This window comes from Streptomyces sp. GQFP, from assembly GCF_021545335.1.
Taxonomy (GTDB): Bacteria; Actinomycetota; Actinomycetes; order Streptomycetales; family Streptomycetaceae; genus Streptomyces.
Genome location: NZ_CP089312.1, coordinates 2,907,777 through 2,932,147, shown reverse-complemented (window position 1 = coordinate 2,932,147; position 24,371 = coordinate 2,907,777). Strand labels below are relative to the sequence as shown.

General features: G+C 72.3%; 14 protein-coding genes. 6 read left to right on the top strand and 8 right to left on the bottom strand.

Going from position 1 to position 24,371, the window contains the following annotated elements:
- Positions 1 to 2 precede the first annotated feature (2 nt).
- From LUX31_RS12660 to LUX31_RS12640, 5 genes are all read right to left on the bottom strand, one after another.
- Entirely contained in the window at positions 3 to 1,433 is a 1,431-nt protein-coding gene (locus LUX31_RS12660) for an FtsW/RodA/SpoVE family cell cycle protein (RefSeq protein WP_235474879.1), read from the bottom strand.
- Between the two features lie 58 nt (positions 1,434 to 1,491).
- Positions 1,492 to 2,193, bottom strand: coding sequence for an SH3 domain-containing protein (locus LUX31_RS12655; protein ID WP_235474878.1), 702 nt, complete (start codon positions 2,191 to 2,193; stop codon positions 1,492 to 1,494).
- Positions 2,194 to 2,261: 68 nt separating this feature from the next.
- Positions 2,262 to 3,548, bottom strand: a complete 1,287-nt coding sequence (locus LUX31_RS12650) for a sensor histidine kinase (protein WP_235474877.1) — start codon at positions 3,546 to 3,548, stop codon at positions 2,262 to 2,264.
- A complete protein-coding gene (locus LUX31_RS12645; protein ID WP_235474876.1) occupies positions 3,545 to 4,258 on the bottom strand; it encodes a hypothetical protein in 714 nt (237 codons plus the stop codon). Before LUX31_RS12645 ends, LUX31_RS12650 begins: the two co-directional genes overlap by 4 nt.
- Positions 4,259 to 4,418: 160 nt before the next feature.
- On the bottom strand, positions 4,419 to 4,925 hold the full coding sequence (locus tag LUX31_RS12640; RefSeq protein ID WP_235474875.1) for a protein-tyrosine phosphatase family protein: 507 nt from the start codon (positions 4,923 to 4,925) through the stop codon (positions 4,419 to 4,421).
- 123 nt (positions 4,926 to 5,048) lie between these two features.
- Here LUX31_RS12640 and LUX31_RS12635 point away from each other — a divergent pair, with 123 nt between their 5' ends.
- On the top strand, positions 5,049 to 5,852 hold the full coding sequence (locus LUX31_RS12635; protein WP_235474874.1) for a nuclease-related domain-containing protein: 804 nt from the start codon (positions 5,049 to 5,051) through the stop codon (positions 5,850 to 5,852).
- Between the two features lie 33 nt (positions 5,853 to 5,885).
- Here the strand turns inward: LUX31_RS12635 and LUX31_RS12630 are convergent, their stop codons facing one another.
- Entirely contained in the window at positions 5,886 to 6,389 is a 504-nt protein-coding gene (locus tag LUX31_RS12630; RefSeq protein ID WP_235474873.1) for a hypothetical protein, read from the bottom strand.
- Between the two features lie 175 nt (positions 6,390 to 6,564).
- On the bottom strand, positions 6,565 to 7,428 hold the full coding sequence (ligD, locus tag LUX31_RS12625; RefSeq protein ID WP_235474872.1) for a non-homologous end-joining DNA ligase: 864 nt from the start codon (positions 7,426 to 7,428) through the stop codon (positions 6,565 to 6,567).
- 56 nt (positions 7,429 to 7,484) lie between these two features.
- Here ligD and ku point away from each other — a divergent pair, with 56 nt between their 5' ends.
- Positions 7,485 to 8,468 (top strand): non-homologous end joining protein Ku, encoded by a 984-nt coding sequence (gene ku / locus LUX31_RS12620; protein WP_443045952.1) that lies wholly within the window; start codon positions 7,485 to 7,487, stop codon positions 8,466 to 8,468.
- 80 nt (positions 8,469 to 8,548) lie between these two features.
- Here the strand turns inward: ku and LUX31_RS12615 are convergent, their stop codons facing one another.
- Complete coding sequence (locus LUX31_RS12615) at positions 8,549 to 9,838, bottom strand: beta-ketoacyl-[acyl-carrier-protein] synthase family protein (RefSeq protein ID WP_235474870.1); 1,290 nt, start codon at positions 9,836 to 9,838, stop codon at positions 8,549 to 8,551.
- A gap of 229 nt (positions 9,839 to 10,067) precedes the next feature.
- Between LUX31_RS12615 and LUX31_RS37460 the strand changes: the two genes are divergently transcribed.
- The 4 genes from LUX31_RS37460 (at position 10,068) to LUX31_RS12600 (ending at position 24,371) form a co-directional block, all read left to right on the top strand.
- Positions 10,068 to 10,193 (top strand): hypothetical protein, encoded by a 126-nt coding sequence (locus tag LUX31_RS37460; protein WP_268828145.1) that lies wholly within the window; start codon positions 10,068 to 10,070, stop codon positions 10,191 to 10,193.
- A gap of 455 nt (positions 10,194 to 10,648) precedes the next feature.
- Positions 10,649 to 17,941 carry a type I polyketide synthase gene (locus tag LUX31_RS12610; RefSeq protein ID WP_235474869.1) on the top strand — a complete coding sequence of 2,431 codons (7,293 nt, stop codon included), beginning with the start codon at positions 10,649 to 10,651 and terminating at the stop codon, positions 17,939 to 17,941.
- Between the two features lie 5 nt (positions 17,942 to 17,946).
- Complete coding sequence (locus LUX31_RS12605) at positions 17,947 to 24,054, top strand: type I polyketide synthase (protein WP_235474868.1); 6,108 nt, start codon at positions 17,947 to 17,949, stop codon at positions 24,052 to 24,054.
- Positions 24,051 to 24,371 carry an acyl carrier protein gene (locus tag LUX31_RS12600; RefSeq protein WP_235474867.1) on the top strand — a complete coding sequence of 107 codons (321 nt, stop codon included), beginning with the start codon at positions 24,051 to 24,053 and terminating at the stop codon, positions 24,369 to 24,371. The genes LUX31_RS12605 and LUX31_RS12600 overlap by 4 nt, the downstream gene beginning before the upstream one ends.

Here is a 24,371-nt window from a genome sequence, read left to right as displayed (position 1 = left end):
CTTCACGGGGTGTCTCTTCCTGGTGTGGGGCGCCCGTCGCCGTCGTACCCTCGCCTGGCCGAGTCGCTGATCCGGATCAGCAGCGCCACGATGATCCAGTTGGTGACCACGGACGAGCCCCCTTGCGCGAGGAACGGCATCGCCATGCCGGTGAGCGGGATGAGGCCGGAGACGCCGCCCGCGATGACGAACACCTGGAGCGCCACGATCGAGGAGAGGCCGACGGCGAGCAGGCGGCCGAAGGGGTCGCGGAGGGAGAGGCCCGCCCGGTAGCCGCGCTCCACGAGGAGGGCGTACAGGATCACGATCGCGGAGAGGCCCGCCAGGCCCAGTTCCTCGCCCGCCGTCGCCAGGATGAAGTCCGACTTGGCGGCGAAGCCGATCAGGATCGAGTGGCCGAGACCGAGGCCGGTGCCGAGGATGCCGCCCGCCGCGAACGCGAACAGCGACTGGGAGAGCTGGTTGGGGCCCTGGCCCGCCTCGATCGTCGCGAACGGGTGCAGCCAGTCCTCGACCCGGCTGTGGACGTGCGGTTCGAGGGTGCCGACGGCGAAGGCGCCCAGCGCGGCCAGCAGCAGCCCGACCGCGATCCAGCCGGTGCGGCCCGTGGCGACGTACAGCATGACCACGAAGAGGCCGAAGAAGAGCAGCGAGGTGCCGAGGTCGCGCTCCAGGATCAGTACGCCGACGCTGATCAGCCAGATCGCGACGATCGGGCCGAGGACCCGTCCGGTGGGCAGTTGGAGGCGGTTGAAGCGCCAGATGCGGCGGCCGGTGTACGCGAGCGCCTTGCGGTTGGCGGCGAGATACGCGGCGAAGAAGACCGCGAGCAGCACCTTCGCGAACTCGCCCGGCTGGATGGAGAATCCGGCGATCCGGATCCAGATGCGGGCCCCGTTCACCGAGGGGAAGAAGATCGGGAGGGTGAGGAGGACGAGGGCGGCGGCCACGCACACGTACGCGTAGCGCTGGAGGACCCGGTGGTCGCGCAGCAGCACGACGACCACGATGAACAGGGCCACGCCGACCGTGGACCAGACGAGTTGGGTGGGCGCGGCCCGGTGCCCCGGCGTCTCCAGGTCGAGCCGGTAGATCAGGACCAGGCCGAGGCCGTTGAGCAGCACGCCGATGGGGAGCAGGAGCGGGTCGGCGCAAGGGGCGCACCGGCGTACCGCGAGATGGGCGAGGAGCGCGAGCACACCGAGCCCGGCGCCGTAGCCGGCGGCGCCGGGCGGGAGCGTGCCGTTCTTCGCGAGGCCGACATCGCAGTAGCCGTACACGGAGAGGAGGACGGCCGCGACGATCAGGACCAGCTCGATGCCACGGCGCCGGGGGACGCGCGGGGCGGGAGCGGAGGGATCGGCGGGCTCCGAGAGCCAGGGCTCCGGGGATTCCTCGTACTCCGCCGCCACGGTGGTTCCGGGCTTCGTCATGTCCGGAACTTACCTAAAGTTCACGTAATGGTGTGTGATGCGGCCTATGTTCGTCGGGTCAGCAGAAGCGCGGCGCGGCGCCGATGTTGTCGATGTAGCGGGCGGCGCCCCAGGCCCAGGTGCCGTCCGTGAGGAGGTACCAGAGCGAGTTGCCGTCGACGTTCTCGCCGCCGACCTTGCAGTAGATGTTGACGACCGCGCCCTGCGGGACGACCCGGATGATCGCGCTGCCACGGTTGGGCGCGCTGCGCAGCCGCAGTCCGCCGTTGGCGGTGACGATCCCCTGGTAGGGCCCGGAGCTGCTGGTGCTGGTGTGGCCGCTGTTGTGCTGGCCCCAGTCGCCGTTGCCGCTCTGCTGGCTGCTGCTCTGCTGGTTGCTGTTCCCCTGGTTCCAGCCGCCGGTGTTGCTGTTCGGGTTCTGGCTTTGGCTCTGGCTCGGGTTCTGGCTCGGGTTCGGCGTGGGGTTCTGGCTCTGGTTGCTCTGGTTGCTCTGGTTGCTCTGGTTGCTCTGGTTGCTCTGGTTGCTCTGCTGCGACGGCTGCGACGGCTGTGACGGCTGCGTTTGCTGCGACGGCTGCGTCTGCTGGGACTGCTGCGGGTTCTGCTGTTGCGGCTGCTGGGTCTGCTGTTGCTGCTGGTTCCAGCTGGTGCCCCAGTCGTCGTCGGCCGGGCTCGCGAGTGCCGGGGTGACGGCGCAGACGGAGAGCGCGGTGGCGGCAGCGGTTATGCCGAGGCGGGTGAGGGTGGTCCGCGATGTCATGTTGGCTCCTTTGCCGGGGGCAGAGCTGACTACCCGCCACGCTAGGAGCGGCTCGTGTAAGACGCCCGTCACGCTGGGCCGTTGGTGGCGGGCCCCCGTGATTCGGCCAGCGTGAGCGTCGCCAGCGCGCCCCCGCCCTCCCCCTCCGGCACATTGGCGAAGGTCAGCAGGGCGCCCAGTACCTCCGCCTGGCCCAACGCGATCGTCAGCCCGAGCCCGTGCCCGGTCGCCCCGCCCTCCGTACGGAACCGCTGCGGCCCGTGCTCCACCAGGTACTCCGGATAGCCGTCACCGTGGTCCCGTACGGTCACGACCGGACCGTCGACGGTCAGCGTCACCGGCGCACGGCCGTGCCGGTGGGCGTTGGCGACCAGGTTCCCGAGCACCCGTTCGAGCCGACGCCGGTCGGTGTCGACGCGGGTGTCACGGATGACGACGATCTCCGTGTCGGCCCCGGCGGCTCCCGAGGCCCGTACGACCCGGGCGGCGATGGCGCCGAGTTGCTCGGTATCGGCCTCCAGCCGCTCCTTGCCCGTGTCGAGGCGGGAGATCTCGAGCAGGTCCTCGGTGAGAGTGCGCAGCGCGGCGACCCGGTCGCGGACCAGCTCGGTCGGCCGTCCGGGCGGCAGCAGTTCGGCCGCCGCGTGCAGCCCGGTGAGCGGGGTGCGCAGTTCGTGCGCGACATCGGCGGTGAAGCGCTGCTCGCTGAGCAGCTTCCGTTGCAGCGAGGCGGCCATCGTGTCGAGGGCGGCGGCGACGGCGGCGACCTCGTCCGGCGGGCGGTTCGGGTCCTGCGTACGGGCGTCGTCGACGCGGGCGTCCAGGTCGCCGGCGCTGATCCGGCGGGCCACCTGGGCGGTCGCGTGCAGCCGGCGGGTCACCCGGGTCACCGCGACCGCGCCGACCAGCAGCGTCGCACCGATGGCGAGGCCCGACGACCAGAGGATGGCCCGGTCGAGGCCCTCGATCGTGCGGGCGCTCTGCGAGTAGTCGAGCGCCACGGCGAGCGCGTGCCCGCCGTCGGCGGGACCGGCCGCCCACATCGTCGGGACCCCGTCGTGGTCGGTGACCATCGTGCCGCGGTCCCCGGCCGCCGCGAGCGCCCGCAGCGACTCGGGCAGCCCCTCGGGATCGATACCGGCGTTCGGCCGCAGAGCGTCCCCGGCCTCGTACTCCGCCGTCGCCTCCACGAGCCGGGACAGCGCGCGGTCGCGGGCCTGGTCGACGGTCTGGTGGGTCACGGAGACATGCACGAGGACGCCGAGCAGGGCGGCGAGGGCGCAGCACATCACGGTGATGAACAGCGCGGCCTTGACGGCGAGGGTGCCTGCCCAGGCGGGCAGCGCGACCCTCATCGGGCGCTCGCGGAAGGAGTCGCCGGGCCGGGGGTGCGCTGGGGTTTGCCCGTACGGAGGAACTCGTCCCGGGTGAGCAGCATCGCCTTCTGGTCGGCGTCCCAGGTCCACTGGGTGCGGTACTCGTAACCCGGGATCTGCGACGGCGAGCGGATGATCACGGCCCGGCCGGCCAGCTCGACGGCGGTCACGGCGTCGTCGTTCGCCATGATCTGCACGAGCTTGTGCCGCTGGAAGGTGTACACGCGTACGGCCGTCCCGTTGCCCGGCAGCAGCCGGAAACCGAGGGTCATCTCGTCGCGGCCGTCGCCGGTGAGGTCCCGGTAGTAGGCCTTGAGGACGGGACAGGCGCCGGTGTCGCGCGTCCGCCCGCAGGCCGCCATCCCGCCGGCCGTCCCGGCGTACGGGGAGTTGTCGTCGGTGTACATGTCGGGGTGGGCGGCGATCTCCGCCCGTACGACGGCCACCGGGTCGATCATGTGGATGTCGTCGCCGGGGGCGGTGACGCCCTTCACGGTCTCGGTCTCGGCCTCGCCGTAGTCCCAGGCGGGGCTGGAGGCGGCGGGCAGCTCGGGCCAGAGCCGGGCGGGGCTGACGGCGATGGCGGTGGGCCCCGCGCCGCGCAGCTCACCGGCGTCGCCGCAGCCGGAGGTGAGGGAGACGAGGCCGAGGACGGCGAGAGTGACGCGTGAGGTGCGGCTGGGGTTCAACTGCACTCCTGCGTCGGGTCCGGCGATAGGGGCGGGCGGTGGGCGAAGGGCGACCGGTCGCCTCGTACGCCACACCTTATTCGCAGGGATGACGTATTTGCCGGACGGGTTGCTCCGCCCCCTCCACCGGTTCTCCCCTTCTCTCTTTCTCCCCTTCTCCCTATTCCGCCAGTTCCTCCAGCAGCCGGGCCGTGGGCAGCCCCGTCTTCAGATACTCGACGAACAGTTCGTTGTGCAGGGCCCAGGGGGAGCGGCGGGATCTGATGAGACGGATCGCCTCCTCGGTGTCGTGCCCGTCGCGGACGAGGGCGTGCGCGACGACGAGCCCCGAGCGGTTGTAGCCGCTGTAGCAGCGCACGAGCACGCTCCGCCCGTCCTCCAGCGCGGCACACACGGCCTCCGCGAGCCGGATGACACCGGCCAGCTGGGTCCCGTCGAGCGGCCCGTCCGGAACGGGCCACACATGGTGCTCGACACCGGGATGGGGCCCGTGTCCTGGCAGCTTCAAAAGGGTGATGACCAGGTCGAACTCATCACGCACGACGGCGAATTCGAGGTTCCCCGAGCGGTTGACGAACTCGTGCCCACCCATCCACAACCCGGGCACGATCTCGCTCCAGGGCTCACCCGGAGCCGGTACGTCGGGCTGCTTCCTGCGGGTCCGCAACGGTGCCGCCTCCCCCACTCGGGCCCAATTCGGCCACCCAACTCCTCCCAAAGGTAACCGGCTTCTTGCCCCGGCAGCACCCCGCCTGTTCCCATGGTCATGCGGGGAATGGGGTGATGGCGGATGAGCGGACTGCGCGTCGTACCGGCCTGGCGCCAGGGACATGAGCGGCTGTACGTGTGCATGACGGACGGACGGAACATCGCCTGGTACGACCGTGAGTCGTCCCGGGTCAACCTGCTGAGCGAGGATCTCAGAGGGGACGTACTGGAAGCCCTGGGCCCGTTCCTGACGGGCCCGGTGACGGTGGGACCGCCTCCGGTCCCGACTCCGGCGGAGCTGGCACGCCTGTCCCTCCACCCCGACGACGACCTGGCCCCGAACCGTCCAGGCGAAGCCCTCCAGATCGCCCTGGACCGTGACCCGGGCCCGTCCCACCGGCTCCGCCCTGACCCCCGACGCCGGGCGCTGGCGGCGGAACAGGCGGTGGGCGAGGCCCTGGAGGCGCTGGAGGGCGCGGGCTGGCACACCCTGCACTCGCTCCCGTTACCGGGGGGCGACCGGATCCACCACCTGGTGATCGGTCCGGGCGGCCTGTTCGCCGTGTACACCCTGTACGCCCGCAAACAGCGGGTCCATGTGGCCGACCCGATGGTGTCGCTGGGCCGCCGCGACCCGCGCCCTCTCCTCCGCCGGGTGCGCTCGGACGCCGACCGGGCCTCGTACGCCCTGACGGCCGAGGTCCACCCGGTCCTGGCCCTGGCGGGCCCGGCCGACCTGACGGTGACGGTGCCGCTGCGGGAGGTCAGGGTCCTCCAGGACACGGATCTGTCGGGGCTGGCACGCCTGGGCGGCGTACTCAAGCCGGCGGATGTGGAGGCGCTGCACGCGGTGGCGCGGGACCGGGGGACTTGGGGGCGGGTGTAAGCAAGTAGGGGGGCTGACCGCCGGGCGGAGCGGTCAGGCGGCGTGGCAGAGCGTCGCGGGGTCGGCCACGGCCGCGTGCACCGGACGGGTGGCGCGGACCGTGTCCTGCGAGCGGTTCCGTGCGAAGACGACGAGGCGGAGCACCGCGAACCGCGCGATACCGGCGAGCGCGGAGGCGGACAGGTAGACGACCTGTTCGAGCACCGCACCCGGCGCCGCCACCAACTGCTGCAGCACCACCATCGCCACACAGGTCACCGCATACGCGCCCGCCGCCGACCCGGCTGACTGCACATGCTGGCGCCAGGTCGCGCACCCACCCGCACCGAAGGTGAAACGGGCGTGCAACTCGGTGGCGAGAAGCGTGGACGCCACGGTGACGAACGCGTTGGCCAGAGCCCAGGGCATCCAGGAGGCGAGTCCCGCTACGGCGAAGCTGGAGGCTAACCCCACGCCGCCGCCGCAGAGCACGAAACGGGCGAAGGCGTTGACGGCGCCGGGTGGTGTCCCCTGTCGCCGACTTTCTGCTGTCTCCATGACCGACCCCCTGAGACCTACTCCGCCAAACGCGCTCCTGCCGTCCGCGAGACGGAGGGGCGTGCCATCGATGACGCCATAATGGCACATGTGTGGTGCCATACATAAGGAATATGTGGCGCCTACTGGTGTCACAGCTTGGCGCTGTGGCGTGGGGCGGGGGTGAACGTGCAGCTCAGCGAGCCAGTAGCGGTGCCAGCAGGTCGCCGTGTGTCTGGAGCCGGGCCGCGATGTCCTGTGCCCGGAACGTGAGTTGGGTCGGGTCGGTGCACCCCGCCGTCTCCTCCCACGTCACCGGCGTCGACACCGTCGGCTCCGTGCCCGCCCTCAGGGTGTACGGGGTCGCCGTTGTCTTTCGGGCCGCGTTCTGGCTGTAGTCGACGAAGACCTTTCCCGGGCGCAGGCTGCGGGTCATGCGGTGGACGACCAGGTGGGGGAGGGTGCGTTCCGCCTCGACCGCCAGGTCCTTCGCGTATGCCGTGACCTCCCTGGAGGGGGTCCGATCCGACAGGGCCGCCAGTACGTGCAGGCCCTTCGAGCCGGACGTCTTCGCGTACGTCTCCACGCCGTCCGCCGCCAGCCGCTCCCGGAGCCACAGTGCGACCTCGCAGCACTCCACGATCGTCGCCGGGTGCCCGGGGTCCAGATCCAGGACCAGGCGGTCGGCCTCGCCGGGGGCGTCGATCAGCCACTGCGGGGTGTGGAACTCCGTCACCAGGTTCGCCGCCCAGATCAGGCTGGGCAGGTCCTGGATCAGGACCATCCGCGCCGGGCCCTCCGAGCGCGGGACCTCCGCCGTCGTAACCCAGTCGGGCGTACCCGGCGGCACGTTCTTGGCGAAGAAGGTCTGGCCGTCGGGGCCGTCCGGATAGCGGAGGAAGGAGAGCGGGCGGTCGTGGAGGTGGGGGAGGAGGGCGTCCGCCGTGGTCGCGTAGTAGTGGAGCAGCTCACCCTTGGTGAAGCCGGTCGCCGGGTGGATCACCTTCTCCAGGTTGGAGAGGGCCACCCTTCGCCCCTCCACCTCCGTGATCGGCGTCATACGATGAGAATCCCATGAAAGTGGGGCAAAACAACCTTCGGAGAAAGGCTGCTCTCGTGCGATCCATATGGAACGGCGCCATCTCCTTCGGGCTGGTCAGCATCCCGATCAAGCTCGTGAACGCCACCGAGAGCCACGCGATCTCCTTCCGGCAGGTTCACGTCGACGACGGCGGGCGCATCCGGTACCGCAAGTTCTGCGAGCTGGAGGACCGTGAGGTCGGCAGTGATGAGATCGGCAAGGCGTACGAGGGTGCCGACGGGGCGATGATCCCGATCACCGACGAGGATCTGGGGTCGCTGCCCCTGCCCACCGCCAAGACGATCGAGATCGTCGCCTTCGTGCCGAGTGATCGCATTGACCCGCTGCAGATGGACACCGCCTACTACCTCTCCGCGAACGGCGTCCCGGCCGCCAAGCCCTACACCCTGCTGCGCGAGGCGCTGAAGCGCAGCCAGAAGGTCGCCATCGCCAAGTTCGCGCTCCGGGGGCGGGAACGGCTCGGCATGCTGCGGGTCGTCGACGACGTCATCGCCATGCACGGACTGCTCTGGCCCGACGAGATCCGGGCCACGGAGGGCGTCGCGCCGGACGCGAGCGTCACCGTACGGGACCAGGAACTGGATCTCGCCGACGCCCTCATGGCCACGCTCGGCGAGGTCGACCTCGCCGACCTCCACGACGACTACCGCGAAGCCGTCGAGGAACTCATCGCCGCGAAGGCCTCCGGCGAGGAGGCTCCGCAGGTCCCGGCACCGACCGGCGGCGGCAAGGTGCTCGACCTGATGGCCGCCCTGGAGAAGAGCGTCCGCGAGGCCAAGGAATCACGCGACGAAGCCGTCGAGGAAGCAGAGGGGGAGGTCAAGCCCCTGCGGGGACGTCGTACGGCATCCAAGGCAACCCCCAAGGCCGAGGCCGGCAAGAAGTCGACCTCAACGGCGAAGAAGGCCGCCGCCAAGAAGTCGACCAGCACTGCCAAGAAGGCCACGGCCAAGAAGGCCACCGCCAAGAAGACGGCCACCCGCAAGCGTCCGGCGTGACAGCGCCCCGACAGGGGCGCGGGGAACTGCGCGACCAGCCCCCACCGGCCCGCAGCCAACCAACCACGCGCCCTGCGGAACTACACCCGCCGCAGCGCCAGTACTGCATTGTGTCCCCCGAACCCGAACGAATTACTGAGCGCCAGATCCCCATGCCCGGGCAGCGGACGTGGAGCACCCCACACCACGTCCAAGTCGATCCCCTCGTCCTGCCCACCCTCCGCACACCCGATCGTCGGCGGAATCGTGCCGTGGTGCAGCGTCAGGACCGTGGCCACCGCCTCCACCCCGCCCGCGGCACCCTGAAGGTGCCCGAGGTGCCCCTTCAGGGCCGTGACAGGGACCGGAGCGCCACCCAGCACCGCCCGTAGCGCGTTCGCCTCCGCCAGGTCGCCGTCGACCGTGGCCGTGGCGTGGGCGTTGACGTGGATCACGTCGGCGGGGCCGCCGCCCGCGTCCCGCAGGGCGCGGTGCAGGGCCAGGGCCACCCCGGTACCGGACGGGTCAGGCGCCGCCATGTGGTGGGCGTCGGCCGACAGACCCCAGCCGGCCGCCTCGCAGTAGACACGCGCACCCCTCGCCCGTGCGTGCTCCTCGGACTCCAGCAGCAGGAAACCCGCACCCTCCCCATTCACGAACCCGTCCCGGTCCTTGGCGAAGGGACGGGACGGCGACTCCCCGGCGGGACGCGTCGACAGGGCGCGCATCGCGGCGAACGACGCCATGATCGCCGGGGTGACCACGGCCTCGGCGCCGCCCGCGAGGGCGATGTCGACATGGCCGTACCGGATGCGGTCGATCGCCTGGCCGATCGCCTCCGTGCCCGACGCGCAGGCGCTGGTCACCGTGCGGGCCTCGCCCGTGATGCGCAGGGCCAGGGAGATCTGGGACGCCGCCTGCGACGGCACCGTCATGGGGGTGGTGAGCGGCGAGACCGCCCGGGGGCCCTTGTCGCGCAGCCGGCGGTCGCCGCCGACCAGGATCGACGCGTCGCCCAGGATCGCGCCCACCGAGACGCCCACCCGGTCGGGGGACAGCCCGCTCGCCTCCGTACCCGAACCGTCGAAGCCCGCGTCCCGCCAGGCCTCCCGCGCCGCCAGTACGCCGAACTGCGCGGCCCGGTTCATCCGGCGGGCCTGGGGACGGGGGAGCAGGGCGGCCGGGTCCACGGGGACCGTGCCCGCCGCGCGGACCGGCAGGCCGGTGAACTCCTCGCCGGTCAACTCCCTTATCCCGCACCGGCCTTCGAGGAGGCCGCGCCAGAGCTCGGGGACTCCGACGCCGAGCGGGGTGATGGCTCCCAGGCCGGTGACGACGACCCGCCGGACGAAAACCCGGTCGGAGTAGGGGATGTCCGGCTTGGGGCGCATGATGAGGCTGCCTCCCGGAGTGCGGCGCGGGACGGTCGGCGCACCTCAACTCTGCCCATGCCAGGGGTGCTTCATACCGGAATAGTTCACGTTTCAATCGTGAACGCCGTTCACTCCTTGCGGCCGGCGCCTACTGGTCGCGCGGCCACGGCCGCCCGTCCAGCCGCTCCACATCACGGTTGAGCCGGCTCAGCTGGGCCGCGAAGTCCGCGACCTCCTCGGCCGTCCAGTGATCGGCTGCGGTGTCGGCCTCGCGGCGGCGGTCGTCGCCTTCCTCATTCCGGTCCGCCCGGTGGAGGCCGCCGCCCCGGTGTCGGAGGCCGTCACTCCCGAGGTGTCGGAGGCCAAGGCCTGACGACCGCTCGACCCTCGTAACGAGCCGACCTCCCCGGGTTTCCGCCGGGGAGGTCGGCTCGTTCTGGCGTGTCCTGCTTCTTGTCCGAGAAGGAGGGGTGGAATGCCGGATAAGTACATGAAGAATTTACAAGGTTTACTTCGCCCGCCGATCGTGTTTCCGAGGCGTGAGGCAGAAGTGAATTCAACCGTGTATCTGACAGCACCCTGACGTCAAGAGGTGTGACGTCGGGTCTGCGGTGACGTCGTAACCGATTGGAATTGGATGGTTTTTCGGGACTTGGGGTGGCCGATTGATGCTGGCCGAATGGAATCGGCCGCATGCGGATCGTTCCACGCCATGTTGACTCGTGAGTAATGTCGGCGCTAACTTCCCGTTGTTTCCCCCTGAGGTGAAGTGCTTCCGCGTCACACAAAACCCCCACTGTGCAGTTTCACCGAATATTTCGGAGAATCATGACGTCTCCCGTGCGCGCCTCTGAACTGATCATCGGAGTGACCCCCTTCGGTGAGCCGGACGCCCGGCTCGCCGCCGCCGTCAGCCGGGCCGGCGGGTTGGGAGTACTCGACCTGGGCCTCGGTGACCGCAGAGCCAGAGACGCCCTGGCACGAATACGCCGCCTCGCGGCCCCCGGCTCCGGATTCCGGTACGGCGTACGGATCGGCCCCCACTGCCGACTCGCGCCGGCCGAACTCGCGGGCGACGGCGGCCCCGAGACCGTGATCCTCGCCCCCGATGTCCCGGACGGGCCGTGGATCGCCGATGCGATCGCCGCCCACCACCGTGTCCTTGTGGAGGTCACCGACCTGGCGGAGGCCCTCGCGGCCGTCCGCGCGGGCGCGCACGGGCTGATCGCCCGGGGCAGCGACGGCGGCGGCCGGATCGGCGAGCTGAGCACCTTCGTCCTGCTGCAACGCCTCCTCGCCGAACCCGGCATCGACCTCCCCGTCTGGGCCCGCGGCGGCATCGGCCCCCGTACGGCGGCCGCCGCCGTGGCCGGGGGAGCGGCGGGCGTCGTGCTCGACAGCCAACTCGCCCTCCTCGCCGAGTCCTCGCTGCCGGAGGCCACGGCCGCCGCGCTGCGCTCGATGGACGGCTCCGAGACCGTCGTCGTGGCTGGTCACCGCGTACTGCACCGGCGCGGCCCCGACGCCCCGCCCCTCCCGGCAGGCGATCCGGCGGCGGTCGCGGCGCTGCTCGGCGCCCAGGACCCGCGCACCCAGCTCCTCCCGGTCGGCCAGGACGGCTTCCTCGCCGCCCGCTTCGCCGACCGCTGGACCGACACCGCCCGCACGGTCCGCGCCCTCACCGACGCCGTCCACGACGTCGTACGAGGTGACGAGCCCGTACGTGCGCTGCGCACCGGTTCCCCGATGAGCCGGGCGCTCGGCACTCAACTCCCCGTCGCCCAGGGGCCGATGACCCGCGTCAGCGACCAGGCACGCTTCGCCGCGGCCGTCGCCGGGGGCGGCGCGCTGCCGTTCGTCGCGCTGGCCCTCGCCAGCGGCGAGCAGACCCGGACCATGCTGGCCGAGACCCGGGAAGCCGTCGCCGACGGCCTGCCCTGGGGTGTCGGCGTCCTCGGGTTCGCGCCCGAGGAGATGCGCAACGCCCAGCTCGAAGCCGTACGGGAGCTGCGGCCCACGCACGCGATCATCGCGGGCGGCCGGCCCGCCCAGGCCGAGGCGCTGGAGCGGGCCGGGATCGCCACCTTCCTGCATGTGCCGTCGCCGGGGCTGCTGAAGCAGTTCCTGGAGGCCGGGGCCCGCCGGTTCGTGTTCGAGGGGTCCGAGTGCGGCGGGCATGTCGGACCGCGCGGCAGCTTTCCGCTCTGGGAGGCCCAACTCGCCGTCATCGAGGACTGGTCGGCGGCAGCCGGGGAGGATGCCGCCGAGCAGGTCGAGGTGTTCTTCGCGGGTGGCGTCCATGACGAGCGGTCCGCCGCGATGGTCGCCGCACTCGCCGCCCCGCTGACCGCGCGCGGTGCGGCCGTCGGCGTGCTGATGGGCACCGCCTACCTGTTCACCGAGGAGGCCGTGTCCTGCGGAGCGGTTCAGCCGCTCTTCCAGCAGCAGGTCGTCGAGGCGACCGCCACCGCGCTCCTTGAGACGGCGCCCGGTCACGCCACCCGCTGCGTGCCCAGCCCGTTCAGCGACAACTACCGCGAGTTCGAGGCGGAGTTGAGGGCGAACGGGGTGCCCGAGCGACAGATCTGGGAGCAGCTGGAACGGCTCAACGTCGGGCGGCTCCGGATCGCGAGCAAGGGCATCGAGCGGGACGCCGAGGGCGAGTTGGCGGCCGTGGACGAGCAACGGCAGCTCGCCGAGGGCATGTTCATGGCCGGGGAGGTGGCCGTACTGCGTTCGGCGACCACGACCGTCGACGCGCTGCACCACTCCGTGGCGGACGGCGCCGCCGACTTCCTCACCGGACAGGCGGCGGAGCTGCGGGAGCGGCTCGGGGTGCGTCCTCCTGAAGAGGCCGAGGCCCCCGCGCCCCTCGATGTCGCTGTCGTCGGCATGGCCTGCATGTTCCCGGACGCCCCCGACCTCGCCGCCTTCTGGGCGAACGTCCTCGGCGGCCATGACGCGGTGGGCGAGGTACCGGTCGACCGCTGGGACCCCGCCGTGCACTACTCGGCGACGGACGGGGACGGTGGCGTGACGCCGTCCAAGTGGGGCGGTTTCCTGCCCCGCATCCCCTTCGACCCGCTGTCGTACGGCATTCCGCCCACCTCGCTCGGCAGCATCGAGCCCGTCCAGCTGCTGGCCCTCGAAGCCGCCCGGCGGGCCCTCGCCCACGCCGGATACGGCGAGCGGGGGCGGGAGTTCGACCGCTCGCGCACCTCGGTCGTCTTCGGCGCGGAGGCGGGCAGCGACCTGTCCAACGCGGGCACGCTGAGAGCCGTACTGCCGTCGTACTACGGCAAGGTGCCGGACGGACTCGTGGACCAGCTGCCGAAGCTGACCGAGGACTCCTTCCCGGGCATGCTCGCCAACGTCATCTCCGGGCGGATCGCCAACCGGCTCGACCTCGGCGGCGCCAACTACACGGTCGACGCGGCCTGTGCCTCGTCCCTGGCCGCCGTCGACGTGGCCTGCAAGGAGCTGGTGGGCGGGACCAGCGATGTCGTGCTGTGCGGCGGCGCCGATCTGCACAACGGCATCAACGACTACGTGCTCTTCTCCTCCGTGCACGCACTGTCCCCGACCGGGCGTTCGCGCGCCTTCGACAGCTCGGCGGACGGGATCGCGCTGGGGGAGGGCGTCGCGTGTGTCGTCCTCAAGCGGCTGGCCGACGCCGAGCGCGACGGCGACCGGATCTACGGCGTCATCAAGGGCGTCGGCAGTTCCAGCGACGGGCGTTCGCTCGGGCTGACGGCTCCCCGGCCCGAAGGGCAGCGGGCCGCGCTGCAGCGGGCGTACCGCAACGCGGGTGTCTCGCCCGCCGAGGTCGGGCTCGTCGAGGCGCACGGCACCGGGACCGTGGTCGGTGACCGTACCGAACTCACCATCCTGAGTGAGGTGTTCAGCGAGGCGGGCGCCAAGTCGGGCGCAGTCGCCCTCGGTTCGGTGAAGTCGCAGATCGGGCACACCAAGTGCGCCGCCGGTCTCGCCGGGCTCATCAAGACCGTCCTTGCCCTGCACACCGGGGTCAAGCCGCCCACCCTGCACGTCAGCAAGCCCAACTCCGCCTGGGAGGAGGGCAGCAGCCCGTTCGCCTTCCACGACCAGGCGCGGCCCTGGGCGGCTCCGGCGGCGGAACGGGTCGCGGGGCTCAGCGCGTTCGGCTTCGGCGGCACCAACTTCCATGTGGTGCTTGAGGCGTACGCGGACTCCGCCCCGCCCGTGCACGCGCTCGACGCCTGGCCGGCCGAGCTGTTCATGTTCCGGGCGGCCGACCCGGCGGGAGCCCGGCGCGCCATCGAGGACGTACTGAAGGCGGCGGAGGACGAGCAGTCCGCCTGGCGGCTCCGGGACCTCGCACTCGCCGCCTCCCGCCGCTCCGACGCCCGGCACGACCCCGTACAGGTGGCGGTCGTGGCGACGGACACGGAGGGGCTCGTCGGGCAGCTGCGGCGGGCACTGGCAGGGGAGCACGACCCGCGCGCGGGCATCCATCTCGCCGCCCAGGCCCCGGCGGAGGCCTCCGGCCAGGTCGCCTTCCTCTTCCCCGGACAGGGCAGCCAGCGGACCGGGATGCTCGCCGACGTGTTCGTCGCCCTGCCGGAACTCCAGTACTACCTGGAGCTCGGCCGCGACCACGCCGACGCCCTCTACCCGCCCACCGCCTTCGACGACACCACCCGCGACCACCAGCACACCGCCCTCACCGACACCCGGGTCGCCCAGCCTGCCCTGGGCATCGCGGGCCTCGCCGCACACGCCCTGCTCACCACGGCAGGCGTACGCCCGGACATGGCCGCCGGACACAGCTACGGCGAACTCGTCGCCCTCAGCGCGGCCGGCGCCCTCGACCCGGAGGCCCTCCTCGCGCTGAGCGCGGAGCGAGCGACCGCGATCCTCTCCGCCGCCGACGAGGCCAACGGCGACGACCCGGGCACCATGGCGGCGGTGTCGGCGGGCGCCGAGGAGGTCGTGGCGGCCCTGCGCGCCGCCGACGCGCCCGCCTCGGTCGTCGTCGCCAACCACAACTCGCCGAAGCAGACGGTGATTTCGGGCCCGACGGAGGCGGTCGAGGCAGCTGTACGGCTGCTGCGTGCCGCCGGGCTCGGCGCAAAGCGCATCCCCGTCGCCTGTGCCTTCCACAGCCCGCTGGTCGCCGGGGCGGGGGAGCGCTTCGCGACGGCACTGGCGGGGCAGCCCGTCCACGCACCCGAGTTCACGGTCTGGTCCAACCGCACGGCCACCCCGTACGGCACCGACGCCGACGCGGTACGCGCCGAACTCGCCGCCCAGATCGGCGCCCCCGTCGGTTTCGTCGCCCAGATCGAGGCCATGTACGAGGCGGGCGCCCGGATCTTCGTCGAGGCCGGACCCGGTTCCGTACTGACCCGGCTGGTCGGCCAGATCCTCGGCGACCGCCCGCACCGCACGGTCGCCTGCGAACCGCGGCCCGAGAGCGGACTGCGCGGCTGGCTGGACGCGCTGGCCCAACTGGCCGTCGCGGGGCTGCCGGTGCGCACCGGCTGGCTGTTCCACGGGCGCGACGCCGTCGACGCGACCCGGACCAAGGCGCCCAAGCGGCCCGGCTGGACGGTCGACGGCCACCTGGTCCGCACCGCCGCCGGCGACCTCCTCCCCGGTGCCCTCGCACCGGCCCGACGCGTACTGGAGACGACGACAGTGACCGCGAATCACCAGGGCGGGATCCCCGGGGCCGACGGCAGGGACGCGCTGATCTCCGAGTTCCTCCGCACCAGCCGCGAGATGGTCGCCGCCCAACGGGACGTACTCCTCACGTACTTCGGCGCGGCGCCCGGGCAGTGGATACCCGGCCCGGCGGTGGCACCGGAGCCCGTGCCTGTGCAAACGGTCCCGGTACCCGCGCCCACGTATCCGCCCGCGCTGTACGCCGTACCCGCTCCCGTTCCGGCCCCCGCCGCCGTGGGGTTCTCGGAGGCGGATGTGTTGGGTGTGGTGCTGGAGATCATCAGTGAGCGCACGGGGTATCCGGTGGACATGATCGAGCCGGATCTCGATCTGGAGGCGGATCTCAGTATCGACTCGATCAAGCGGGCCGAGATTGCTGGTGAGTTGGCGCAGCGGCTCGGGGTTGGGGTTGGGGGTGCGGGTGCGGGTGCGGGCATTACCTCGCTCGGTGATGCCGAGTTGGAGGACCTCGCCAAGGCTCGTACGGCGGCTGCGGTGACGGCGTGGCTCGCGGCGCGGCTCACCACAACGGCCGTGACTGCGCCCATTCTTGCTGCCGCTCCTGTTTCTGCCGCCGTGGGGTTCTCGGAGGCGGATGTGTTGGGTGTGGTGCTGGAGATCATCAGTGAGCGCACCGGATATCCCGTGGACATGATCGAGCCGGATCTCGATCTGGAGGCGGATCTCGGTATCGACTCGATCAAGCGGGCCGAGATCGCGGGCGAGTTGGCGCAGCGGCTCGGGGTCGGGGGCGGCGGTGACATCACCGCGCTCGACGATGCCGAACTGGAGGACCTTGCCAAGGCTCGTACGGCGGCCTCGGTCACCGGGTGGCTGGCGGCGCGGCTCACCGGGCCGGGAGCCGAAGCCCAGGAGGCCGAGGAGCCGGTGGCCGACGCGTCGCCTGAGGTCGTCGGTGAGGCGCCGAAGCGGTTCCAGTTGCGGCCTGTGCTGCTGGAGCAGCAGGACGGAGAGGTCGATTTCTCCGCCGTACTCGGCGGTAAGCGGTTCGTGGTTCTCGGTGACGACGACGGGGGTGCGGTGGCCCGGGAGGTCGTGGCGCGGCTCGTCGGGCATGGCGCCGACGCGGTGGCCCTCGGCGCGGAGCACCTGCTGACCGAGGCGGACGGGCCGGTCGACGGGGTGCTGTATCTCGACCCGCTGGCCGCCTCACGGCCGCCGGTGCTGCCCGAGGCGTTTCCGGTGTTCAAGGCGGCCCTGGGGCTGGGCCCGCGCTGGCTGTTCGCGGTGCGGGTGGCCGGGGAAGGCGCTGCGCACGAGGGCGAGTTGAGGTCTGCCGGGCTGCACGGGCTCTTCCGGACGGTCGCCCGGGAGTACCCGGAGACGGACGCGCGGATCATCGACCTCGGGGCGGGAGAGGCAGGTGCGGGTGCCGTCGCCGAGGCCCTGCTCGCCGAGCTGCTCGCCTCCGACCGGACCCCGGTCGTCCTGCGAACTGCCGCCGGACGGCACGGACTTGAGCTGGTCGAGACCCCGCTGGGCGCCCTCGGCACCACCGGCGCCGGACCCGCCGGGGAGGGTGCCGCCGAGGCCGCCGCCGTCGGACTGGACCGCGACAGCGTGGTGCTGCTGGTCGGCGGGGCGCGGGGCATCACCGCGAAGTTCGCCGCCGCGCTGGCCTCCGCCTCCCGCTGCCGGATCGAACTGCTCGGCCGCACCCCCGCGCCGGAGGGCCCGGAGGACGCGGCCACGGCAGCCGCCGGTACGCAGGCCGAACTGCGCGCGGTGCTCGCTGCCCGGGGCGGACTGAAGCCCGCCGAGATCAACCGCGAGGCCGAACTCCTGCTCGCCCAGCGGGAGATCACCGCCACCCTCGAAGAACTCCAGGCCCTCGGCAGCCAGGCCCGCTACCACTCCGTCGACTTCCGCGAACAGGACGCGGCGCTCCAGGCCGTCAAGGAGATCCACGCCGAACACGGCCGCCTCGACGGGGTCGTCTACGCGGCCGGGGTGATCGAGGACCGGCTCATCGCCGAGAAGACCGCCGAGTCCTTCCAGCGCGTGTACGGGACGAAGACCAACGGCGCCGAAACCCTGCTCGCCGCACTGGAACAACTCCCCAACAGCCCTTCCTTCGCCGTCCTGTTCGGCAGCATCTCCGCCGTCCTCGGCAACCGGGGCCAGGTCGACTACGCCGCCGCCAACGACGCCCTCCAGAGCCTCGGCGCCGCCTGGGCGGCCCGCAGCGGACAGCGGGCCCTGACCGTGCACTGGGGGCCATGGGCGCCGACCGGCGGCCACACCGGCATGGTGACCCCCGAACTCGGGCGCGAGTACGCCCGGCGCGGGGTCAGGCTCATCGACCCCGAGGAGGGCACGGCCGCGCTGCTCCGTGAACTGGCCTGGGGCGAGGAGTCGGCGGGCGCCGTCGTCTACACCTCGTCGGGCTGGTAACCGACATGACGGAACGTCAAACGCGGCCGGCGGACGGTACGTCGACGCCCGTGGCCATCGTGGGCATGTCGGTGCTGCTGCCCGGCGCCGCCGACCTCGACGCCTACTGGCGGAACCTGCTCGCCGGTACGGACGCCATCACCGAGGTACCGGACGGGCGTTGGGACGCGGATGCCTACTACCGGCCGGACTCCGCCGGTGACCGTGCCGTCGCCGACCAGGTGTACTGCCGGCGCGGTGGGTTCGTGGACGAGCTGGCGGAGGTGGAGGTCACCCGGTTCGGGATCATGCCGAACTCCGTGTCCGGCACCGAGCCGGACCAGCTCATCGCCCTCAACGTGTCCGCCGCCGCCCTCGCCGACACGCAGCAAGGAGGCGAGGAGCGCGGGGACTTGACCGGCTGGCTGCCCGACCGGCACCGGATCGGCGTGATCCTCGGCCGGGGCGGCTATCTCACCCCCGGCCTGGTCCGGCTCGACCAGCGGGTCCGTACGGCGGGTCAACTCGTCCGCACGCTCGGGGAGTTGCTGCCGGACCTGGATCCCGCCCAACTGGACCGCGTCCGTACGGCGTTCACGGACCGCCTTGGTCCGGACAGCCCCGAGTCGGCGATCGGGCTGGTGCCCAACCTCGCCGCCTCCCGCGTCGCCAACCGGCTCGACCTGCGCGGACCGGCGTACACCGTGGACGCGGCCTGTGCCTCCTCGCTGGTGGCCGTGGACCAGGCGGTGAACGAACTGGCCTCGGGCCGCTGCGACTTGATGCTGGCCGGCGGAGTCCACCACTGCCACGACATCACCCTGTGGAGCGTGTTCTCGCAGCTCCGCGCCCTCTCGCCCAGCCAGCGCATCCGCCCCTTCCACCGGGGCGCCGACGGCATCCTCATCGGTGAGGGCACCGGCGTGGTCGTCCTCAAGCGCCTCGCGGACGCCGAGCGCGACGGAGACAGGATCTACGCCGTCATCCGGGGCACCGGCGTGGCCAGCGACGGCCGCGCCGCCGGGCTCGTCAACCCCGACCCCGGCGGCCAGACCCACGCCGTACGCCAGGCCTGGCGCGCCGCCGGACTCGACCCCGCCGAGCCCGGCTCGCTGGGCCTCCTCGAAGCCCACGGCACGGCGACCCCCGCCGGAGACGCGGCCGAACTGGCCACGCTGGCCGAGGTGTTCGGGCCGGGGGAGGGTGTGGCTGGCAGTGGTGGCACGGCGGTGATCGGCTCCGTGAAGTCGATGATCGGGCACACCATGCCGGCCGCCGGGGTGGCCGGCCTGGTCAAGGCCGCCCTCGCCGTCCACCACGGCATGCTCCTCCCCACCCTCCACTGCGACGACCCGAACCCGGCCCTCGCGGCCACCCGCTTCCGCCCGCTGGACAGGGCGGCGCCCTGGGAGACGACGGCCGAGCAGCCGGTGCGGCGGGCTGCGGTGAACGCGTTCGGGTTCGGTGGGATCAACGCGCATGTGGTGCTGGAGGAGGCGCCGGGGGCGCGTGCGAGGAGGACGGCGGCGGCGACCGGGTCTTCGGTACGCGGGCCATCGGCCCTCGTGTCATCGCCCGCTGGGGCGCCGGCGCCCGTGCCGTCACCCGCTGGGGCGCCAGCGCACATGGCATCGGCCTCCGTGCCGTCGACTCCCGCGCTATCGGCGCCGACGGCATCGACCCCTGTGCGATCGGCGCCCGTGCCCTCGGTGACCGTCGTCGAGCCCGAGCGTGTCCTGCTGCTCGCCGCCGAGTCCCCCGAGGGCCTCGCCGCCCTCCTCGACGCGGACGACACGGCCGTACTCGCCGCCGGTCTCGACGCCACCCGTACGCATCCGCAGGCCGGGCGGACCCGGCTCGGGATCGTCGACCCGACCGCGAAGCGGCTCACGCTGGCGCGCCGGGCGGTCGCCAAGGGGCGGGCGTGGCACGGGCGTAGCGATGTCTGGTTCCGCCCGGAGCCGCTACGGGCGGTCAGGGAAGCGGACAGGGAAGGGGAGTTGGGAGGGCTTGCCTTCGTCTTCCCCGGCCTGGAGGGCGACTTCGACCCTCGCGTCGACGACATCGCCGCGCATTTCGGCCTGGACGGCGTACTGGCGGCCGGTGACGAACGGGCCGAGGTCGGGGACGTCGGCCGGCACGGGTTCGGGGTCGTCGGGGTGGGGCTGCTGCTCGACCGGGCGCTGCGCCGCATGGGCGTCGTGCCGGACGCGGTGGCCGGGCACAGCGTCGGCGAATGGACGGCCATGGCGGCCGCCGGGCTGTACGACGGTGACGAGGTCGGCGCCTTCATGGCGACCTTCGACCCCGACTCGGTGACCGTGCCTGGGCTGGCCTTCGGGGCGATCGGCGCACCCGCCGAACGGGTCCTCACGGCACTCGCCGAGGAGGGCTGGGCGGACGCCGGAATCGTGCTCTCGCACGACAACGCGCCCAACCAGTCGATGGTGTGCGGTCCGGAGGCGGCGGTCGATGAGTTCGTACGGGCGTTCCGGGCGAGGGGTGTGCTGAGCCAGGTGCTGCCCTTCCAATCGGGCTTCCACACACCGATGTTGGCGCCGTATCTGGCCCCGATCGAGCAGGCCGCGAGCAGCTTCCGGCTCCGGCCGCCGACGGTTCCGGTCTGGTCGGGGACGACGGCGGCGCCCTTCCCGTCGGGCGAATCGGCGGTGCGTGAGCTGTTCGTACGGCATCTGCTGGAACCGGTGCGATTCCGGCAGCTGGTCGAGGCGATGTACGCGGCCGGGCACCGGACCTTCATCCAGGTCGGCACCGGCCAGCTCGGCTCCCTCATCGGCGACACGCTGTCCGGGCACGATCATCTGGTCGTCGCCGCCAACTCCCCGCACCGCGACGGCCTCGCGCAACTCCGGCGCGTGGCAACGGCGTTGTGGGTGACGGGGCAGGCGACGACACCGGCGCTGCCGTCGCCCGCCAGGAGGCCGGCCACCGGCAACGCAGCCGCTCCCCACGTCGCCGGTCCCTCCGACCGCTCCACGGAACCGGCCGGCGCCGGAAGCCCCGTGCGAGGGGACCGGCCGTCAGTCCGATCGTCAGCCCGACCGCCGGTCCGGCTGGACCTGGGCGGCGCCCTCGTCTCCCTCGACGAGGGGACGCTCGCCGGACTGCGCGCGGAACTGACTCCGGGGCGGAGCTTGGCGGGGCCTTCGGCCACGGGAGCTCCGGCTGCCGCCGCGCTGCAGGGCGCCGGTCAGTCGCCGGTGTCGGCTCAATGGGCGCGTGCCGCAGGGGCATTGGGGGCCACGGAGTCGTCCGGTGTTGCCGGCCTTCCGGGGACGGTCGGGCTGACGTCGCAGTTGGATGCCGCCTCGACGCCAGTGTCAGCTCAACGGACGCGTTCCGCAGGAGCCTTGGGGGCCACGGAGTCGTCCGGTGCTGACGGCCTCCCGGGTACCGTCGGGCCGACGTCGCCGTCGGACACCGCCTCGACGCCGGTGTCGGCTCAATGGACGCGTTCCGCAGGAGCTTTGGGGGCCACGGGGACGTCCAGTACTGACAGCCTCCCGGGGACGGGCGGGCTGACGCCTCCGGTGGACGCCGCCTCGACGCACGTGTCGGCTCAACAGACGGGTGGCGCAGAGGTATTGGGTGCCCCGGAAACACCCGGTGTTGTCGGCCTCCCAGGCACCGTCGGACCGACATCACCGCTGGACGCCCTCGCGGATCGCTTCCCGGCCGCCGCCGAACTCCGCGCCCTGCTGCGGGAGACGGCGGACACCGCCGCCGAGCTGATCGGCGCGGCCGGTCGCCGACCTGGCGCCGCTGCGGACTACGCGGGCGGCGCCGCCCGGTACTTGGGCGGCCCTGCCGGGGACTCCGGGAGCGCCGGGATTCCCAGGACCACAGGGCCCGTCGGCTCTGGCGGGCCCGTCTGGTCCGGTGGGATCGCCGGGCCTGCCGGGATCTCTGGCCCTCCTGGGATCCCCACGACCGGCGGTCCCGCCGGGATCTCTGGCCCTCCTGGGATCCCCACGACCGGCGGTCCCGCTGGGACCGCCGGAAACCCCGCGACTGCTGGGTCCGTCGGCCCCGCCAGGACCCCCGGAGCCGCCGGAATCCCCGGGTTCGCCGGGCCTGCCGGGATCGCCGGGCCTGGCCGGGCCGCCGGGCCTACTGGGATCCCCTCGACCGCCGGGATCCCCTCGACCGTCGGCCCTGTCGGCCCTGTCGGCCCTGTCGGAACCCCGGGCCCGGCTGACCCCGCTGTCCCGGCTGGCCCCGCATCCACCGGGGCTTTCCGACAGGCTTTCGCCACGCCGACCGGGCTGTCCGCACCGCCCACCGCCACTCCGGCCGGCGTGCCCCACCCTGCTCAGGGCCTCCGCGCGCCCGCACCCCTGTCCCCGGCTCCGCACCTCCGTTCCACCGCCCCCGGCGGACGACCGGAACCCCGGTCCACCATCCCCGGCCGACGACCGCTCCCTCCACCCCAACCCACCGAGCCCACCCCACCCTCCTGGCGCACCACGGTCCACGTATCCCCGGAGACCATGCCGTACCTCCTCGACCACTGCTTCTTCCCGCAGCGTCCAGGCTGGCCGGACGTCGCCGACCGTTGGCCGGTCGTCCCGGCCACGACGATCGTGCAGCGCATCATGGAAGCAGCGGAGACAGCGGAAGCGGCGGAGCAGACGGAACCCGGGCCCCCGCCCATAGCCGTCGCCGTTCACAACGCCCGGTTCGATCAGTGGCTCACCGCCACCCCGCCCCTCGACGTGGACGTGACAGTCACCCCCGTCCCCGACACCCCCACCCACCGTGCCGTCTCCTTCGGCCCCCGAGCCCGAGCCACCGTCGAACTCGCCCCGGCGTATCCGGACCCCGCGACCCGGCCCACCCCCTGGCCCATCGCCCCCTCCAGCGAACGCGCCCCCGACCACACCGCCGCCCAGCTCTACTCCGAGCGCTGGATGTTCCACGGACCGGCGTTCCAGGGGGTCACCGAGCTGACCGCGATGGGTGAGTCGCACGTACGGGGAGTCATCACCACCCCGCCCGCGCCCGGGTCCCTTCTCGACAACGTCGGGCAGATCCTCGGGTACTGGATCATGGCGACTCGCACCGCGCGGACGGTCGTGTTTCCGGTGGGCATGCGGGAGATGCGGTTCTACGGGGCTCATCCCACCCCCGGCACCGACGTCGACTGCTTCGTACGGATCACGACACTCACCGACACCTTCCTCGAAGCCGACGTTCAACTCACCGTCGGCGGCCGGGTCTGGGCCGTGCTGAGCGGCTGGCAGGACCGGCGTTTCGACAACGATCCGCAGACCCGGCCCGTCGAACGCTTCCCCGAGCGCAACACCCTCTCCGAGGGTCGGCCGGGTGCCTGGGTACTCCTCCACGAGCGCTGGCCCGACCTCGCCTCCCGCGACCTCATCATGCGCAACTCCCTCGGCGGCGAGGAGCGTTCGCTGTACGAGCGGCACGCGCCGCGGGGTCGTCGGCAGTGGCTGCTCGGCCGGATCGCGGCCAAGGACGCCGTCCGGCGGTGGCTCTGGGAGCGGGAGGGGGAAGGGGACGTGTTCCCGGCCGAGATCCGCGTGCACAATGACGCCTCCGGGCGGCCGTACGTCACCGGGGTGCACGGTCGGACCCTGCCCCCGCTCGACATCTCGCTCGCCCACCGGGCCGAGGCGGGGGTGGCGATCGTACGGCCGCGCCGGACCGATTCCGTCCCCGGCGCCTCCAGTACCGGGCCCGGTATCGACATCGAGGAAGTCGCCGACCGCGACGCCTCGACCCTCACCACCGCCCTCAACCCTGCCGAACTCGCCCTCCTCCGCGCCCAGTCCGTCGCCACCGGCGAGTCCGAGGCGCTCTGGTTCACCCGGTTCTGGGCCGCCAAGGAAGCGGTCGCGAAGGCGGAGGGCACCGGATTCGGGGGCAGGCCAAGGGATTTCGCCGTACGGGAGGTGCCGGCCGCCGACAGGTTGCTGGTCTCCGGGCGGCTCGCGCCCGCCTACACCGTGCACCACGAGCGCACCGGCAATCTCCCCGGACTGCCGGAGAGGGAGTACGTCGTCGCCTGGACGACCGGATCAGCCACAGCGGAAGCAGCAGAGGCAGCAGAGGCAGCAGACGCAGTAGAGGAAAGGGAGTTGGAGCTATGAGCCTCAACGGGCAGAAGATCGGGACCGCCGACGAGGAGGCCGTGCTCGCCGACATCGCGGGCATGCTCGCGACCCTCCTCGACGAGTACGGCCTCGACGACGTCGAGATCCGTATGGACACCACCTTCAACCGCGACCTGGAGCTGGAGAGCATCGACCTGGTGACCCTGGCCGGGCTGCTGGAGGAGAAGTACGGCAACCGGGTCAACTTCGCCGAGTTCCTGGCCGGGATGGAGTTCGACGAGATCATCGAACTCACCGTCGGGCGGCTCGTCGAGCACGTCGTCGCCAGTCTCAAAGCGGCGGAGGCGGGCTGA

Coding starts and splice junctions, on each gene's coding strand:
- LUX31_RS12660 (WP_235474879.1), bottom strand. CDS start 1,433: ATGACGAAGCCCGGAACCACCGTGGCGGCGGAGTACGAGGAATCCCCG.
- LUX31_RS12655 (WP_235474878.1), bottom strand. CDS start 2,193: ATGACATCGCGGACCACCCTCACCCGCCTCGGCATAACCGCTGCCGCC.
- LUX31_RS12650 (WP_235474877.1), bottom strand. CDS start 3,548: ATGAGGGTCGCGCTGCCCGCCTGGGCAGGCACCCTCGCCGTCAAGGCC.
- LUX31_RS12635 (WP_235474874.1), top strand. CDS start 5,049: ATGAGCGGACTGCGCGTCGTACCGGCCTGGCGCCAGGGACATGAGCGG.
- LUX31_RS12630 (WP_235474873.1), bottom strand. CDS start 6,389: ATGGAGACAGCAGAAAGTCGGCGACAGGGGACACCACCCGGCGCCGTC.
- ligD (WP_235474872.1), bottom strand. CDS start 7,428: ATGACGCCGATCACGGAGGTGGAGGGGCGAAGGGTGGCCCTCTCCAAC.
- LUX31_RS12615 (WP_235474870.1), bottom strand. CDS start 9,838: ATGCGCCCCAAGCCGGACATCCCCTACTCCGACCGGGTTTTCGTCCGG.
- LUX31_RS12610 (WP_235474869.1), top strand. CDS start 10,649: ATGACGTCTCCCGTGCGCGCCTCTGAACTGATCATCGGAGTGACCCCC.
- LUX31_RS12605 (WP_235474868.1), top strand. CDS start 17,947: ATGACGGAACGTCAAACGCGGCCGGCGGACGGTACGTCGACGCCCGTG.
- LUX31_RS12600 (WP_235474867.1), top strand. CDS start 24,051: ATGAGCCTCAACGGGCAGAAGATCGGGACCGCCGACGAGGAGGCCGTG.